17 protein-coding genes are annotated in these 17,349 nt (G+C 32.8%); 6 read left to right on the top strand and 11 right to left on the bottom strand.

Annotation, left to right across the window (positions count from 1 at the left end):
- Positions 1 to 59: 59 nt before the first annotated feature.
- Positions 60 to 2,195: a S9 family peptidase gene (locus DG435_RS00295; protein ID WP_106794112.1), complete on the bottom strand. Its 2,136-nt coding sequence runs from the start codon at positions 2,193 to 2,195 to the stop codon at positions 60 to 62.
- Positions 2,196 to 2,265: 70 nt separating this feature from the next.
- Between DG435_RS00295 and DG435_RS00290 the strand changes: the two genes are divergently transcribed.
- Both DG435_RS00290 and DG435_RS00285 read left to right on the top strand, forming a co-directional pair.
- Complete coding sequence (locus tag DG435_RS00290) at positions 2,266 to 2,589, top strand: YbaB/EbfC family nucleoid-associated protein (protein WP_106794113.1); 324 nt, start codon at positions 2,266 to 2,268, stop codon at positions 2,587 to 2,589.
- 124 nt (positions 2,590 to 2,713) lie between these two features.
- Complete coding sequence (locus DG435_RS00285; RefSeq protein WP_106794114.1) at positions 2,714 to 3,034, top strand: YegP family protein; 321 nt, start codon at positions 2,714 to 2,716, stop codon at positions 3,032 to 3,034.
- Between the two features lie 30 nt (positions 3,035 to 3,064).
- Here DG435_RS00285 and DG435_RS00280 read toward each other — a convergent pair whose 3' ends face one another.
- On the bottom strand, positions 3,065 to 4,108 hold the full coding sequence (locus tag DG435_RS00280; RefSeq protein ID WP_106794115.1) for a low specificity L-threonine aldolase: 1,044 nt from the start codon (positions 4,106 to 4,108) through the stop codon (positions 3,065 to 3,067).
- 117 nt (positions 4,109 to 4,225) lie between these two features.
- Between DG435_RS00280 and DG435_RS00275 the strand changes: the two genes are divergently transcribed.
- Both DG435_RS00275 and DG435_RS00270 read left to right on the top strand, forming a co-directional pair.
- Positions 4,226 to 5,965 carry a helix-turn-helix domain-containing protein gene (locus tag DG435_RS00275; RefSeq protein ID WP_159025700.1) on the top strand — a complete coding sequence of 580 codons (1,740 nt, stop codon included), beginning with the start codon at positions 4,226 to 4,228 and terminating at the stop codon, positions 5,963 to 5,965.
- 155 nt (positions 5,966 to 6,120) lie between these two features.
- Complete coding sequence (locus DG435_RS00270; RefSeq protein WP_106794117.1) at positions 6,121 to 6,312, top strand: hypothetical protein; 192 nt, start codon at positions 6,121 to 6,123, stop codon at positions 6,310 to 6,312.
- Positions 6,313 to 6,405: 93 nt separating this feature from the next.
- Here the strand turns inward: DG435_RS00270 and DG435_RS00265 are convergent, their stop codons facing one another.
- The 9 genes from DG435_RS00265 to DG435_RS00230 form a co-directional block, all read right to left on the bottom strand.
- Positions 6,406 to 8,535 carry a peptidase domain-containing ABC transporter gene (locus tag DG435_RS00265; RefSeq protein ID WP_106794118.1) on the bottom strand — a complete coding sequence of 710 codons (2,130 nt, stop codon included), beginning with the start codon at positions 8,533 to 8,535 and terminating at the stop codon, positions 6,406 to 6,408.
- A gap of 3 nt (positions 8,536 to 8,538) precedes the next feature.
- A complete protein-coding gene (locus DG435_RS00260; protein ID WP_106794119.1) occupies positions 8,539 to 9,786 on the bottom strand; it encodes an HlyD family secretion protein in 1,248 nt (415 codons plus the stop codon).
- Positions 9,787 to 9,798: 12 nt separating this feature from the next.
- Positions 9,799 to 9,975, bottom strand: a complete 177-nt coding sequence (locus tag DG435_RS25355) for a hypothetical protein (RefSeq protein ID WP_159025701.1) — start codon at positions 9,973 to 9,975, stop codon at positions 9,799 to 9,801.
- 178 nt (positions 9,976 to 10,153) lie between these two features.
- Positions 10,154 to 10,357, bottom strand: a complete 204-nt coding sequence (locus tag DG435_RS00255; protein ID WP_106794120.1) for a hypothetical protein — start codon at positions 10,355 to 10,357, stop codon at positions 10,154 to 10,156.
- A 26-nt stretch (positions 10,358 to 10,383) separates the two neighbouring features.
- Positions 10,384 to 10,575 carry a hypothetical protein gene (locus DG435_RS00250; RefSeq protein WP_106794121.1) on the bottom strand — a complete coding sequence of 64 codons (192 nt, stop codon included), beginning with the start codon at positions 10,573 to 10,575 and terminating at the stop codon, positions 10,384 to 10,386.
- A gap of 478 nt (positions 10,576 to 11,053) precedes the next feature.
- Complete coding sequence (locus DG435_RS00245; protein ID WP_369871524.1) at positions 11,054 to 11,260, bottom strand: response regulator transcription factor; 207 nt, start codon at positions 11,258 to 11,260, stop codon at positions 11,054 to 11,056.
- A gap of 181 nt (positions 11,261 to 11,441) precedes the next feature.
- The gene (locus DG435_RS00240) at positions 11,442 to 11,642 is read right to left on the bottom strand and encodes a hypothetical protein (protein ID WP_106794123.1); all 201 of its coding nucleotides are present in this window, start codon (positions 11,640 to 11,642) and stop codon (positions 11,442 to 11,444) included.
- 224 nt (positions 11,643 to 11,866) lie between these two features.
- On the bottom strand, positions 11,867 to 13,084 hold the full coding sequence (locus tag DG435_RS00235) for a lanthionine synthetase C family protein (RefSeq protein ID WP_106794124.1): 1,218 nt from the start codon (positions 13,082 to 13,084) through the stop codon (positions 11,867 to 11,869).
- A 144-nt stretch (positions 13,085 to 13,228) separates the two neighbouring features.
- The gene (locus tag DG435_RS00230) at positions 13,229 to 15,640 is read right to left on the bottom strand and encodes a zinc-dependent metalloprotease (RefSeq protein ID WP_106794125.1); all 2,412 of its coding nucleotides are present in this window, start codon (positions 15,638 to 15,640) and stop codon (positions 13,229 to 13,231) included.
- A gap of 102 nt (positions 15,641 to 15,742) precedes the next feature.
- Here DG435_RS00230 and prfB point away from each other — a divergent pair.
- Together prfB and arsC are read left to right on the top strand one after the other, a co-directional pair.
- Positions 15,743 to 16,841, top strand: a protein-coding gene (gene prfB, locus DG435_RS00225) for a peptide chain release factor 2 (RefSeq protein WP_108840536.1) whose coding sequence is annotated in 2 segments (ribosomal slippage) — positions 15,743 to 15,805 and positions 15,807 to 16,841 — 1,098 coding nt in all. Because the reading frame shifts where the segments join, the coding sequence is not laid out codon by codon here.
- A gap of 17 nt (positions 16,842 to 16,858) precedes the next feature.
- On the top strand, positions 16,859 to 17,200 hold the full coding sequence (arsC, locus tag DG435_RS00220; protein WP_106794126.1) for an arsenate reductase (glutaredoxin): 342 nt from the start codon (positions 16,859 to 16,861) through the stop codon (positions 17,198 to 17,200).
- Positions 17,201 to 17,349: the final 149 nt, after the last annotated feature.

Below are 17,349 nucleotides of genomic sequence, written 5' to 3'. Positions count from 1 at the left end.
AAAATGGGGGTCCACTAACTGTTACAAAAACGGTACGAAGTTACATTATTTTTTTTTAATTACTCTTTGATACTTTCTAAATCTAATAAAAAGGCATATTCTTCTGCTACTTCTTTAAGTGCTTCAAATCTCCCTGAAGCTCCTCCATGTCCGGCTTCCATATTTGTATGCAATACTAATAAATTATTATCTGTCTTTAACTCTCTTAATTTTGCTACCCATTTTGCCGGTTCCCAATATTGCACCTGAGAATCATGTAAACCAGTAGTTATTAACATATTTGGGTATTCTTGAGCTACAACATTATCATAAGGAGAATATGATTTCATATACGCATAGTACTCTTTTTCATTAGGATTACCCCATTCATCGTATTCTCCTGTGGTTAACGGGATACTATCATCAAGCATCGTACTTACAACATCTACAAAAGGCACCGCTGCCACTACTCCATTATATAATTCTGGAGCCATATTAACTATCGCTCCCATCAATAATCCTCCGGCAGAACCTCCCATTGCATATAAATGGCTGGCAGAGGTATATCCTTGCGCGATTAAAGATTTTGAGCAATCAATAAAATCAGTAAATGTATTCTTCTTTTTAAGAAGTTTTCCGTCCTCGTACCAGGATCTTCCCAGATATTCGCTTCCTCTTATGTGAGCAATGGCATAAATAAACCCTCTATCCAATAAACTTAATCTGGCTGTAGAAAAATAAGGATCAATAGTTGATCCATATGAGCCATAACCATATTGTAATAATGGATTATTTCTGTCCTTCTTTACTCCTTTTTTGTATATTAATGAAATAGGAATCTTAGTTCCATCTTCTGCTGTTGCCCATACTCTTTCTGAAACATAATTATTTTTATCAAACTTACCACCAAGTACGTCTTGTTCCTTTTTCACTTCTTTTTTCTTAGATTCCATATCAAAATCAATTACAGAATTAGGAGTGGTAAGAGAATTATAAGAATACCTAAGGTTTTTGGTATCAAAATCAGGATTTGTACTCACATAAGCGGTATAGGTTTCGTTATCAAAAGGAAGATAATAATTAGCTGTACCGTCCCATCGTTTAATATTAATCTTATTAAGACCATTATTACGCTCACTAATAACTAAATACTCTTTAAAAATCTCTACATCTTCAAGCAAAACGTCTTTCCGGTGTGGTATAACATCTTTCCAGTTCTCTTTGACAGTATTACCTTCAGACACTTTCATTAGTTTAAAATTAGTAGCTTCATCTGCATTAGTCAATACATAGAAATGATCATCGTAATGGGCAATTCCATATTCTACTCCTCTTATTCTTGGCTGAAAAACTTTAAATTCTCCTGTAGGATCATCGGCTCTTAAAATTCTATATTCTGAAGTTAATGTGCTGCTTGATCCTATGACAAGATATTTTTTAGATTTGGTTTTATAAACAAATGTAGAAAAGGTATCATCTGTTTCATTAAAAATCTCTATATCATCTGATACCGGAGTTCCCAAAGCATGTCTATAAATTTTATCAGACCGCAATGTTTCGTCATTTTTTTTGGTGTAAAATAAAGTTTTACTATCTGTAGCCCAAGTACTGCCACCTGTCGTTGTTTCTATAGTCTCTGGATATATTTCACCCGTTTCAAGGTTTTTTATTCGTATAGTGTATTTACGTCTGCTTACAGTATCTACACCAAATGCCGCCAGTGTGTTATCAGGACTAATACTAAGTCCAGATAATCTATAATAACTATGTCCCTCGGCTTCTTTATTACAATCAAAGAGGATTTCTTCTTCTGCATCAAGACTTTCTTTTTTCCTAGAATATATAGGATAATCTTTTCCTTTTTCAAAACGGGTTAAATACCAATACCCATTTAATTTATACGGAACCGAAGAATCATCTTCTTTAATACGACTCTTCATTTCTTCAAAAAGATCTGTCTGAAACTTCTTTGTATGAGCAGTCATTTTATCATTATAGGTATTCTCTTGCTCTAAATAGTCAATTACCTCTTGGTTTTCACGGTCATTTAACCAAAAATAGTTATCAACACGCACATCATCATGCTTTTCAAGATTTGTAGGCTTTTTAGCTACTATAGGTGGTTGAACTTTAGAATCCAATGTCGTCATGGTGTTTTTTTTACAAGAAGTTGCGAAAATAAGAGATAATAAGAATATAATGAATGAAGTTTTCATAATAATCTTGTTAGTTTATTAACAGCCAAAGTACTAATTTTGTGTTTATAAATTTTAAAAACACATACACATGTTTGGAGATATGATGGGGATGATGGGTAAATTAAAGGAAACTCAGAAAAAAGTAGAGGAAACTAAAGAAAGGTTAAACACCGTTTTAGTAGATGAAGAAAGTCCTGATGGTTTGCTTAAAATCACACTCACAGCTAATAGAGAAGTCAAAAAAATCTCTATATCTGATCAACTATTAGAAGACAAAGAACAGTTAGAGGATTATTTAATTTTAGCTTTAAATAATGTTATTGCAAAAGCAACACAGGTTAATGAAACAGAATTGGCTGCAGTAGCAAAGGAAGGTATGCCAAATATTCCTGGACTGGATTTATTTAAATAGCCTTGTTATCAATTATAAGGACGTTGGCTTTAAAAAAATGCAGTTAGCTATTTTTATATTTTTCTTTCTCCTTTTAATTCTATAATTTTAACAAAAGCTAAAAAATTAACTAAAATCTGACAATATGTTTGAACTCAAAAATAAGGAAGGGTCCAGCTATCATTTTACCTTAAAAGCAAAAAACGGACAAGTTATCTTAAGTAGTGAGGTTTACAACAGTAAATCTGCTGCTGAAAATGGAATCGCTTCAGTTAAGAAAAATGCATCTGAAGATGGTCGATACGAACGTAAAACAGCTAAAAATGGTAAGTTCTATTTTAACCTAAAAGCTGGTAATGGCCAGATAATAGGTAGTAGTCAAATGTATGCTTCTGAGTCTGGAATGGAAAATGGTATCAATTCTGTAAAAGAAAATGCATCTGGTGCCGATACTAAAGAAATTTAATTTTTAAGTGTTTATAAATAAAGCTGTTCATTATATATGAACAGCTTTATTTTTATTCAGAGTTACTGAAGTTAACAGTTCTAAAAAGTGCTCATGCTTTTGCTGGGTATATTCCAAATGCGTCACAAATCTTAATTTGCCTTGCCCCATTCCATAAAAATGAACATCTTTTGATGCCATCTGTGCAATAAAATCTTCCTCATCGCCATCTACAACAAATATAACTATATTGGTATCTATGGGTTCGATTTGTGTTACAAAAGGTAGTTTTTTTAATACTTCGCCAATTTCTTTAGCTCTTTTATGATCTTCTGCTAATCGGTCGATATGATGCTCAATAGCATATAATCCTGCTGCTGCCAAATACCCTAACTGACGCATTCCTCCTCCTAAGATTTTTCTGACTCGGATTGCATTCTCCATAATTTTAGCATCGCCAATCAAAACAGATCCTATTGGTGCTCCCAGACCTTTACTTAAACAAACAGAGATCGAATCAAAAATTTCTCCGTATTGTATAGCGCTTTCATTTTTGGCTACAAGGGCATTCCATAGTCGTGCTCCATCCAAATGATATCCCAGATCATTCTGATCACATACTTGCTTTATTTTTTTAATTTCTTCAAAATCATAACATGCTCCACCTCCTTTATTGGTTGTATTTTCTATACACACCAAACTTGTTAATGGGCTATGATAAAAATCTGGCGGATTAATTGCTGCTTCTACCTGGGTAGCTGTAACCATACCTCTATGCCCACTTAGTAATTTACAAGATACGCCACTATTAAAAGAAACCCCTCCTCCTTCATAATTATACACATGAGCATATTCATCAGCAATTAATTGTTCGCCAGGTTGTGTATGCAACTTAATCGCTGCCTGGTTTGCCATACTCCCCGAGGGGAAAAACAATGCAGTTTCTTTACCAAACATATGTGCTACCTTTTCTTCTAATGCATTTACTGTAGGGTCTTCTTTATATACATCATCCCCTACCTCAGCATTCATCATAGCGGTAAGCATTTCTGGAGTAGGCTTGGTAATCGTATCGCTTCTAAGATCTATTTTCATTTTTTTATTATACTATATGATTTATATTGCAATCTACTCGACCAATAAAAATAATGTTATTTTTGCGAATGGCACTAGCATATTGCTCTAAAATAAATGTTCCTCCAAAAAAATATTATGTATAGGTTTTTCATATGTTATCTTTTACTTCAATTTCTTTTTGCTTCGACCTCACTAACGGTACAAAATTTTACAGATTCTTTACAACAAAAGAATTACAAAGAACTTGTTCAACAGTTTTTCGAAATTCGAAAGACAGATTCTACAAAAGCTAAAAAAATTGCTGAATATTATTTAGAAAGAGCAAAACATAATAGAGACACTTTAAAAATTGCTAAAGGCCTAGATCTATTTAGCTTTATATCAAACTATGAAGAACAACAAAAATATCTAGATAGTATAATACTGATTACAAAGAATAAGCAAGATAAAGAATATCCAGCTCTTGCTTATTTTGCTAAAGCTCAACTTTTTTTGTACGAAAAAAGAAATATTAAAAAAACAATTGATAACCTAAACAAAGCACGTAAACACGCCATTTTAAATAAAAACATTGATTTAGTGTACAGAGTAGATTATCATATTGCTACTATTAAAAGTGAGCATTTAAATGACAAAGAAAAAGCTTTGGTTATTTTTAAAAAGTGTGAGAAATATTATTCTAATGAAACTGAATATACACATAAGTTTCGTTATTTATACACATTACATATCATTGCTGAAACTTATTTAGGACTCAAAAGATATGATTCTACTACCTATTACAATACACTGGGTTATAAGAAAGCTTCTATAAGCACTGATTCTAATGTAGTTTCCATGAAGTCGTACTTTATACTTTGTGAAGGTATTAACCAATATGTAAAAAAAAAGTATCAAACGGCTATTGATAGTATTAATAAAGCTCTACCCACAATGATTGAGTTTGAGGATAAGGCAAAGACAATTGATAGTTATTATTATCTCGGAAAATCATATAATGACCTAGGTAATAGAGAAAAGGCAATATCTTATTTTAAAAAAACAGATTCTATATTAGAAACGCTAAAATCTACTCCTCAATATGCTCATATTAAGACTTATGAATATCTAAAAAATTATTACAAGAGCATAAATGATTTACAAAATCAAAATAAATACCTTAATAAACTCAATACTGTTCTGGATAAATATTTAAATGATCAAATTTTTATTAGTAAAAAAGTAAAAGAAGATTATGACATCCCCTTATTAAAAAAAGAACAAGGTGTATTGATAGAAAAATTGAATAAAAGCAATAGGACATATATATCAAGTATACTGATACTTATTATATTACTATTATCTTCTGGTGGCTTGCTCTATTATCAATATAGAAAAAAAAGGTTGTATCGTTTAAGATTTGAAAAACTAATGGAAGAACATACTGCAGTTTCTGAGCCTCTACGTATGGATAAAAAAACAGAAACTGTTGCTGCTAATAAAACTATACAAGTCCCTGAAAAACATGTAACTCATATATTAAGTAAATTAGATGAATTTGAAAAAGAACTAAAATATCTTACTCTTGGCATCAGCGCACAATCAATAGCTAATGATATTGATACCAATGTTAAATATTTGTCTAGGGTGATTAACTATTATAAGAATAAAACCTTCACTACTTATCTCAATGAACTTCGTATAGCACACGCAGTAAAAGAGCTAAAGACAAATAGCACATTACGAAAATTTACTATAAAAGCTATCGCCAATGAGATGGGATATAATAGTGCAGAAACTTTTTCTAATGCTTTTTATAAACAAATTAAAATTAAACCATCCTATTTTATTAGGGAATTACGAAAAAATGAAGATAATAAACAAGTAACAAAATAAAAAGGGTTGTGCCACTTACACATCGAATTCACCGCAGTAAAATTTGATAAGAAGTTACTCTAGATTCTGGAATTTCGTGTAATAGAGTTTATACTTCTGGGTAAAAAATAAAGTTTTATATACTTTCGATATTCTAAAATTCTAAATAATAATTAATGAAAAAGCAATCATTCAAGTCTAAAAAACTTACACTAAAAAAGTTTGAAATCTCTAAAATTAACAATCTAAATGAAATTTATGGCGGTGTTCATTTTAACGGCCCTGCCCAAGATGCAAGTGGCGGAGGAGGAATATGTCATAGTAATTCTTGCAATCCATGTAATAGCCATACTGGAGGAGGGATTTAAACAATTTTTCATATAGATTCTTAAAAGTTGCATCACTTATAGAAAAGCCTATTTCCTATTTTTAATATTCAAGGAGTAGGCCTTTTTTATTCTTTAAACCGCTACAGCAACATCCGGTATTTTCACTTCTAACAGTTGACGGTTTTGTAAGATAACTACTTGGTCTGCCATAGCAATAGTATCTGGTCTATGCGCGATAATTATTCTTGTAATATTCAACTTTTTTACGGTAGTATTCACTACAGACTCTAACCCTACATCAAGATGTGAGGTAGCTTCATCGAGAAACAATATTTTAGGTTTTTTGTATAAAGCTCTTGCTAACAATAACCTTTGTTTTTGTCCTCCAGACAGGCTACTCCCCATATCCCCTATCAAGGTATGATATCCCATTGGCATTGCCATGATATCTTGATGTATAGCCGCCATTTTTGCACTTTGTTCTATCCATTCCTGATCAGAGTCCGGGTCAAAAAAACAAATATTATCTGCTATACTTCCCGATAATAGCTGATCATTTTGCATTACTGTACCTATCAAATTTCTATATGTTCTTAACCCAACCTTTCTTATATCATACCCATCAATAAGGATGGTACCTGTTTCTGGTTTTAGTAATCCCAACATCACCTTCATAAGGGTAGTTTTTCCACAACCGGATGCTCCCACTACTGCTATAGAACTCCCCTCTTCTATTTTAAAATTAAGATTATTAAACAAATACGGTTCATTATCAGAGTATCTAAAACTAATATTCTCCAAGTCAAGCTCTCCTTTTACCTGTGGCAATTGTCTTTTGCTATCAATATCTTCTTCTTGCTCGGTAAGGATAATATCCCCTAGGCGTTCCATATGAAGGGAAAGCATTTTAAACTGTATAAATTTATTAACCAGAGCAGAAGCCTTTTCTGTAAACTGACTTTTATAAGACATAAAAGCATATAACATCCCAATAGTCATTAAGCTATCCATCACTAATGAGGCTGCCAAATAAATCACAATAACATTTTCGACGCCAAATAAAAATCCATTAATAAAGTTATATCCGATATCCAGTTTTCCAATTCGTATCCCTGTATTCATAGCATCGGCATAATAATTATGCCATACGGTTTGTCGTTGACTTTCGTTACCAAATAGCTTCACACTCTGGATACCTCTAACGGTTTCCATAAAATTAGAATTCTGTTTGGCATCTGCTACAATAGCTTCTTCTTTTAATTGCCTGTACGGGCGATATAATGCTAATCGTACAATAATATACAACGCTACAGCTGCCATAACGATAAAAGCTAGTGTAGTACTATATACAAACATCATTACCAAAAGCCCAATAGCCATTATCCCATCTACAATAGTTTCAATAAGACCGGTAGTTAGTAATTGCTTTACATCTTCTAGAGATCCAAATCGGGAGATGATATCACCAATATGTCTTTTTTCAAAGTAATCCATTGGTAGTTTTAACAAATGCCGTAATAGATTTGCTGCCATCTGGATATTGAGTTGTGTTCCCATATACAAAATAACGACTCCGCGTAACGCAGTAACTGCCAAATTAACCAGTTTCATAAGGCCAAAACCTAATGCTAGTATCAATAATAAATCCAGATCTCTGCTAATAATAACATCATCTACCACCAACTGCATATAAAATGGAGTTGCTATAGCAAATAGCTGTAATAATAATGACAGTATCAGAATTTGTATTAATACTCTTTTTAAACCCGTAATTCTGCTCCAGAAATCAGATAACTTTGCTCGTTTCGAAATTTTTTCTGGTTTAAAATCAGGTGTAGGCGTTAGCTCTAAAGCTACTCCTGTAAAATGTTTCGAAACTTCTGATAGCTTCATTATTCTTTTTCCTACCGCTGGATCGTGGATCGTGATTTTATTTCCTTTTACTGATGTAAGTACTACGAAATGATTTAAATCCCAATGTAAAACACATGGAGTTTTTAATTGCGAAAGCTCTTCTAATTCAAGACGCAATGGTCTGGAACTAAATTGAAGGTTATCTGCTAATTTTATAAGACCTTGTAATGTTGCTCCTTTAGAAGATATAGAATATTTACGGCGCAACGAGTTTAGATCCAATTTATGGCCATAGTAATTAGCAACCATAGCTATAGAAGCTAGCCCACATTCTGCTACCTCTGTTTGTATGATTACAGGGACTCTTTTTCTCCAACCGTAATGAAGTAAATGAATAGGATTTTGCATATACTATAATTTTCCTTTTAGACTATAAATAGGTTCTAACAGCCATTGCCCCAGGCTGCGCTCTTCTAAGATAATATCTGCCGCCACAGACATTCCTGATTGTAATGGCATCTTTTTGCCATACGCATTAATAGTTTGTACATCTAAAGCCACTTTTATGCGATATACAGGTTCTTGCATAGGAATTGGTATTGACACCTCGTTTGGATTAATAACTGCTTCTGCTATTTGCTCAATTCTGCCTTGATACAATCCATATCGTTGATACGGAAAAGCATCATACCGTAACAATACCTGTTGGTTCTTTTTTATAAAACCAATAGCTCTTGAAGGCAAAAACAACTCGGCATACAAGGTTGTATTTTCTGGTATGATGGTTAATATAGGTACAGCAGAAGATACATTTTGTCCAATATTAACCTGGGTTGAAGTAATACGACCATTTACCGGGGCTTTAATCATATAAGAATGACTATTTTTTAATTCTATAAGACGTTCTTCTATTTGTGCCAGCTGGTTTTGTAATTCTTTTAACCGCGTGCTTTTGCGTAAGGGGGATTGCTCTTGTTGCTTTCGTATATTGGCGATTTCTGTTTTCTTATTGATTTGTAACCTTTTGGTAGCATTAAAAGATGCCTTAGCTCTAAAATATATACTTCTTTTACTACTAAGGTCATCTTCAGAAACTAGTCCTTTTACTCTTAATTTTTTATAGGTATTCCATTGGTTTTTTGCCAGTTGTACTTGTTCCTTCTGACTTTGTAATTGTTGATTGATCTGATAGTATTCGTTCTTGTGATTGGCTAGAATTACCGACAAGCGGCTACCTTCACTATCCAGAACCAGTGTTTCATCTACAATTCGTTGTTCTAGATTTATTTTTTGCTCTTCTAACCTGGTAATCAATTGTTGATTGATACTAACACTATCTTTTGTACCTCGCTCTGTAGTAACTTCGAGTAAGTTTTGACCTTTGCTAATTTTTTGCCCATCGGTACTATAATTTTGATTAATAATCCCATTAAAAGGAGCGTATACGCGTACTACTCCTTTATCAGGGATTAAATATCCTGTAACCATTTCTTTACGGGCAAATGTACCAAAGACTAAAAAAGCTCCCACTATAATCACGATCATTGTTATGGCTATTGTAAATATCCAAAAGGATATGGGGCGTATCAATAAAACATCTCCTAATAACCGTTGGGTGTTATTTTGTATCGCTTCTTTTCTAAATAGCGGGGAACTCATATCTAATATTATTTATACTCCTGTAAAAGTCTTTTTCTTTCCTGATTCTGTTAAGCAAATTCCAAACGTTTGTTGACAATCTGGAGTACAAGAATCAACTACCCCTACGTTCCCTTGATTAGCACCTCCATTAATTTGCTGTAATTGAAGGTTTGAAATCGTACTTTTTTTAAGGTTTAACTTTTTCATTTTATTGATTTTATATTTGTTTTTAAGTAATTTCTATATTCTAAATTATTATCTAAACTCTCCTGAATTTTATCTCAAGAGAGTTTATAACAAGAAATTAATGATTAGACCTCTTTTACTAGTCCTCCTTATTAATTTCTTTTTTCACTATAAATACAGATAACAATTATTAATCTAATTATTTAGACGTTGCAGCAGCAGCAGAAAACCCTGTACATGCTGCTACACCTATACTCCAAGCAGCTACTGCTCCTAAACCTCCAGTACCGGCAATTAATGCTGCTCCAGCTAAAACTGCTACTGCGCAACTTGCTCCTGCCGCTTCAGTTGCTTTTACTCCTCCGTTTGTATTCGATATTTCTATATTTGTTAAATCTCTCATTTTTTTATTTTTTGTATAAATTAGTATTAATCATTAATTAATTTTCCAACGGTCCAACCAGCACAAAAGGCTTTAGCTACATTAAGTCCTGGTACTGCCCATCCAAGAACACCCGTGACAGCAACTGTGGCACAAGCCCCATCTATAACTTCTTTTGTAGCTTGTGCTCCATCACCTCCATTTACTTCTTGTACTTCTTCTATTTTTAAATTTCTCATTTTGTAAAATTTTAATTATTAAACTTCTTTTTTATCAAAGCGCTTTGACATCAACAAACATAGAAGAACAAAGAGGTTCATTGCAATATCTTGTATCGGGGATTCCAGAATTTCGATCGTTTTTCCAGAATTTCGATTTTGTTTTTAGAAAAAAATTCGATGATTATTTTTGGATACTATTATCCATTAAGAAAGCGAATGCCTAGTCATAAAAAAAGTAGTTTTCACTAAGCTTTTTTATATACATCAAAACAGTGTAAAGTCAAAATATACACAGTAACAGAATCAATCATTGCAATAAGGTAAAAACGTGAATTCTTTTTATTGAAAATTAATATAATTCCTATCTGTTATAAAACAAAAAACCGCCTGAAGTTCATTTCAAACGGTATATATTTTTTAACAACTCATTTACATAGAAAGTCTAAGAAATGAATATTCAATACATTTTTATCTCCTAAAAATTTAGGTAACTATATTAAAGTTTATACAACTCATTTATTACAGCATACTTTGTTAATCCTGCTAAGTTTCTAACATTCAGCTTTGAAATTAGAATTTTTCTATAACTTTCTACAGTATGAGTACTCAATAATAGTTCATCGGCAATTTCTTTTGTTGTATACTCTTGAGCTATTAAAACAATAACATCAATCTCTCTTTTTGTTAACTGAACTTCTTCCATTTTTTTTAATATTTTATAGTTGGCGACTACTTTCCACATATAAATTATGCAGACAAAAAATCGTCTGAAAATATATTTTCAGACGATTCATCTCAACTTTCGAAAAACCATGTGCTCACAAATCAGCTAAAAATGTGTTATCAAAGAAAATCGAAAAAATAGTGTTATTTATTTTCAGATATTACACACACACCATACAACTCATTGGTGTCTGAGAGTATTGACATGCTAATCCTTGTGTGCCATTTCCACAACCATCAGGGTTTGCTGTTGGGAGAGTTGGACTTGTAAAAACAGGAGAAGGAAATCTCACCCCTCCTTTAATACTATCTAATTGTGCGACATTCATTTTCTTAAGGTTCAATTTCTTTTTACTTTTCATGATATTTAATTTTAAGTTATACAAATATCAAAGCGCTTTGATGTAAACAAACATAGCTCACTCTGTGAGTTTAATGCAAATAGTAGTATTCAATATTCTGGAATTTCGATCGATTTTCCAGAATTTCGACTTTATTTTCAGATTAAATCACAGAAAACCTTACCCCGAAGTAGTTAAAACAACCATTTAAAGCTATGGTTTTTGAAATTATAAAGAAAAATGAATTAGCTAATTAAAAGGCATTCATCCCATTTTGTTTCAAAAGGAGCCAAATAGGATATAATAGATAATCCTATACCTGCGATACCTTCAAGTAAACTCACTTCAGACTTCCATTTCTCTTCTTCTACTCCTCGCCATACCATATATCCAGCATACCCTTGTTCATGTATTGCCATATCCAGCGCCTTCTGAACCCAAAAATCAGAAGCTTCTTTAAATACGATATCGTCTGTTTTTCTATATAAGTAATTATAAATAAGAAGTATTCCATATGCTCCATGACACAATCCGGCATCCTGAACTCCTGCTTCTTCAATATCTCTTCGTTGGGTAGAATATTTTAAAATTGCTATTGCTTCATCGCTAATTTGAGTATCTCCTAATATTTTACCAGCTCGAAATATTGATATTCCTATCCCTAAATCCCCATAACACCATGCTAATCTCGAATTGTTATCAACTATATTCTCTTTAACAATCCAGTTTGGAAATGTAGCAGTCATCGTTTTGTCTTTATTTTTACAATGCAATATATAGTTCACAGCTTGTTCCAACATCTCTCTAACATCATCATAAAATTCTTTATGTTCGGCTATTCGGGATAGGAAATTAACCATACTCGATATTCCATGAGATAAACTTAAATTACATCCCGAAATCCCTTCTTCTCGCCTTAAAACAGATTCCCACCATATTCCGTAGTCATTCTTTTTTGATGATTTTTTTAGTGCAGTAATTAATTCATCCAGGTAATTCTTATATTTCTTTTTTGATTCTTCTGAAGTCGTGTTTTGATATCGTTTTAAAAAATAATATCCATATCCCATTGCACCATGCAGAAAATCATAATTCTCTGTTTCTATATCAGTTCTCATCGCCTCCAATAAATAAGAATCTAAATCTGATGAAAGAAAATCATCATCTAACTCTACGAACTCTTCTTCCTTAAGAATTTCCAACACCCAACATGCTCCTGCAATTCCGGTACAAAAAGTAGGAAAAGTAAATCCATTATTAATGAGCTCTACGGCTCTGGTGATGGTTTCTGCTCCTTTATCTGCATGAATATCCTCATCCATAAACTTTGAATAATAAAATTGAAATAATGCAACTCCAGAAACTCCGGATAAAACTCCTACTTCTTGATTGTTTTCTGCCTTAGCATCTATAACCTCACTTATTTCCTTTAATTTATTCCTTAGTTGAATTTCAATAGTCATGTAGTGTCCGGTATTTGATATTTCGAATTTGTAAAATGGTAAAGATAAAGAGTAAAATAGTAGTGCTTCAAACAATGTCAGTCTAAATTCTAGAATTTAGACTGACATCTATTTAAATTATATTAAATGATAGGGTATACATATTTAAAAACCACAACTAAAACTACCTATAGGAGATCCATCTGGTATTTTGGGGGATGGTAGTGCTTTAAAATCTCCTGGTTTTTCTATAAACTTATTAATTTGATTCAGGTAATATTCATTATACATCTTATCAGTAACATCACCTGCCTTATTTTTAAGAAGGGGGATTAACCCTTTAATTTTGGCATAAGCAATAGCATTAACCTGCGAATATGCTTGTGTATTTTTACTTAAGTTCATTAAGTGTTTTAAAACATTAGTTTTTACAGTATGCTGTATTTCTTTATGATACTTATTTTTTGCTTTGGTTTCAAAAGAAAATTTCAACAATTGATTAAGGGTTTCTACTAATCCCAATTGATTTTGATCTAAACTTTTTTGCTGTATCAAACGAGAGGCTCTTTCTGGATGCAGTAACAAGGAAAGACTCATATCACTTGCTGTAGAAGCTACGCTTATAGCATCAAAACCAACTCCTGTTTTTCCTTTAAAAGATTCTCTGGTTCTACCATATCCGAAGGCTCTTGGTGGAAATAATTTTAATTTATCTTCTGGAATAGCTAAAATTTCGGGAGCTAATGTTTGTAAAACCTGTCCAAGTGCTTCTTTTTGTTTTTTCGAACCAACGGTTTCTACAATCGTTTGTTGATCACCTTTAACTGCATAATTATAATTTAGCCCCCCAATAAGCTTTACTGTAGCTTCAGTTTGATATCTGTGGAAGAAATAGAGAGGTACAAAAACATCTTCTAAAACCGAATACGGTTCATTACTTCTTATATTATCTGAAGAAAAATTACGTATCGCAACTTCTCTAATTTTCAACATATTTCCCAACTCCTCTGTAACACTTTTACCATTATCCCATAAATGAGCCAATTCATGTGCTCCTCCTTGTGGTCTGGCATCACTATCCGAAATAAAACGAAGACCAGATTGATAAGCTGTGTTCAAAATTTTATTAAGTGCTTCTTTTTCGTTTGTATTTTTGTCAAATTCTGAATAACTGTATGCCACAGTTACCTTATCCCATTCTCCTATATTAGTATCATAAGCATCCGACAAATCTATTTTTCCATCCTTAAGCCTTACTGTTGGATGAGGATAATCCATCACTGAAGCTCTTCCGTTTGTACTTGCAGTAAAATTATGTGCAAAACCAATAGTATGTCCTACTTCATGTGCAGATAATTGACGAATACGAGCTAGTGCCATTTCTAACATGGGTTGATAATTATCATCTCGTGTTGCAAAAGGTTGATTTAGTAATGCCTGAGCTATCAAAAAGTCCTGACGTATTCTTAAACTCCCTAAACTTACATGTCCTTTAAGAATTTCTCCCGTTCTGGGATCGACCACACTTGCACCATAACTCCAGCCTCTGGTAGAACGATGTACCCACTGTATCACATTATATCTTAAATCCATAGGGTCTGCATCTGCAGGTAGCATCTTAACCTGATATGCATTTTTAAAACCAATAGCTTCATATGCCTGATTCCACCATCTTGCTCCATCTAATAATGCAGATCGTACTGGTTCTGGTGTGCCCGGGTCTAAATAATAAACGATAGGTTCTTTTGCTTCACTTATAGCCTGATTCGGATTTTTTTTCTCTAATCGATGTCTAATAATATAGCGCTTCTTTATAGGATCTTGTACTGGTGTAGCATAATCCAAATATGAGATCGATATAGCTCCGCTCCTCGGATCAAATTCTCTCTTCTTATATCCATTATCTGGTAATTCTACAAACGAATGATGCTGAATAACCGTTAAAAATTTTGAGTCTGGCGATACGGATCTAATATTTCGCCCCGTAGATGAACCCTTATAAGTAATCAAAGCCTCAAATTCTACATTTTTAGGAAAAGCTTTAGTTCTTTCGAGACTCAAACTACTTCTGGTTTTATCAACACTGTATGTTCCTTCTTTTTGAAATTTTAATCGATTGATTATGTTATGAGTATCTTGTAAAAGAAAAGGAGTTAAGTCAATAATATATGTATTAGATTTCTCCTCTTTAATAGGAAACCCAAACAGTACAGATTTTGCAAAAGCCTGTTCAACACTTCTCTTCTCTAGTACATTGTCTGTAATAGCCCGATATCGCTGATTAGACTGTACAAGTAATAATTTATTACCTGCCTTTTGAAACTTAACTACTACTCCGTCACCAATCTGTCCTCTATCTAACCCTATATCATTTGATCCTAATCCTGTAGCCAACGAATGTACATACAAAAATTCTGAGTCAAGTTTGTCTACTTCTAGATAGATTTCGTCTTTTGATTCATTATAATGGAACTTAAAATAGCCATCAAAAGATGTAAGATTTTTCTGTTTTTCCAAGAATTGAGCAGAAATGATATTCCCCGCTAGAAAGAATAAACAAATGAAGCGTAGTTTCATAGACTATGATTTATGTGATAAAATTTCTAAATCTATAAAATAACACAAAAATTACTTCTTACTGAACTGTTAAATCTTATTTTTGTCAAAAATAAATAGATTATGATCAATACTGAGACTTTACAAGATCTTAGGGAGCGCCTGGTTGCGTTAAGGAGGTATCTTTGACATTGATGCCAAACTTATAGAAATAGCGAATCAAGAAGAAAAAACATTTGCTCCGGATTTTTGGAATAATGCCCAGGAGGCCGAAAAATTAATGCGTACTCTAAATGCTGAAAAAAAATGGGTTTCTGATTACGAAAAAGGAGTTACACTAGTTGATGACCTCGAAGTTCTTTATGAATTTTATAAAGAAGGTGACGCTACCGAATCAGAAGTTTCTGAGCGTTATGATGAGACCAAATCATCAATTGAAGATTTGGAATTTAAAAATATGCTTAGTGATGAAGGGGATAGCATGAGTGCTGTTTTACAAATCACAGCAGGTGCTGGAGGTACCGAAAGTTGTGATTGGGCAAGTATGCTCATGCGTATGTATCTGATGTGGGCAGAGAAGCAAGGTTTTAAAATTAGAGAGCTTAATTATCAAGGCGGTGATGTAGCAGGTATAAAAACGGTTACTCTAGAAATAGAAGGAGACTATGCTTTTGGATGGTTGAAAGGAGAAAATGGTGTACATCGATTAGTACGTATCTCCCCGTTCGACAGTAATGCAAAACGCCATACTTCGTTTGCTTCTATTTATGTATATCCTCTTGCTGATGATAGTATAGAAATAGACATCAATCCTGCTGATTATGAGATTATCACATCTCGTTCTAGTGGAGCAGGTGGACAAAATGTAAATAAAGTAGAAACTAAAGTACAGCTTACCCATTTCCCTACCGGAATCCAGATTTCATGCTCAGATACAAGGTCTCAGCAAGAAAATAGATTAAAAGCACTACAAATGCTTAAATCACAATTGTTTGAAATTGAACTCAAAAAGCAACAAGCACAGCGGGACGAAATTGAAGCTTCTAAAATGAAAATAGAATGGGGTTCTCAAATTCGTAATTATGTAATGCATCCTTATAAACTCGTTAAAGATGTAAGAACTGCAGAAGAGACAGGTAATGTAGATGCTGTAATGGATGGAAATATCAATCAATTCTTAAAGGCATACCTTATGACAATGGGGCAAAAAAATGAAGATTAAAAAAACATAAAATTAAAATGATCACAATTTATCATAATTCGAGATGTAGTAAATCAAGAGGATGTCTTGCAATACTTGAAGAACAAAAAAAAGACATTAATGTGGTTAATTACCAGGAAAACCCACCTTCAGAAGAAGAATTGAAAGAAATACTTAAACTTTTAGGTATCCCTCCTATAGATTTGGTTAGAAAAAATGAAGCCATCTGGAAAGAACAATTTAAAGGTAAAGATTTTACCGATTCCGAATTGATTACTATACTCTCTAATAACCCAAAATTAATAGAACGCCCGATTGTGGTTAATGGAAATAAAGCAATAATCGGAAGACCACCAGAAAAAGTTATTGATATTATATAAGTAATCTCTCTCTTACAAAATATTTTTTCGCATAAGATTAAACCTTTTACATTTCTTCATGTCTAAATGCATGTAATGCATAATAGGTGATACTACGTATCACACATTTTGAATACATCACATTTAACACATCATTAACCGCCTTCTTG

This window comes from Aquimarina sp. Aq78 (assembly GCF_900299525.1).
Lineage (GTDB): Bacteria > Bacteroidota > Bacteroidia > Flavobacteriales > Flavobacteriaceae > Aquimarina.
This window is presented reverse-complemented; position numbering and strand designations above follow the sequence as displayed.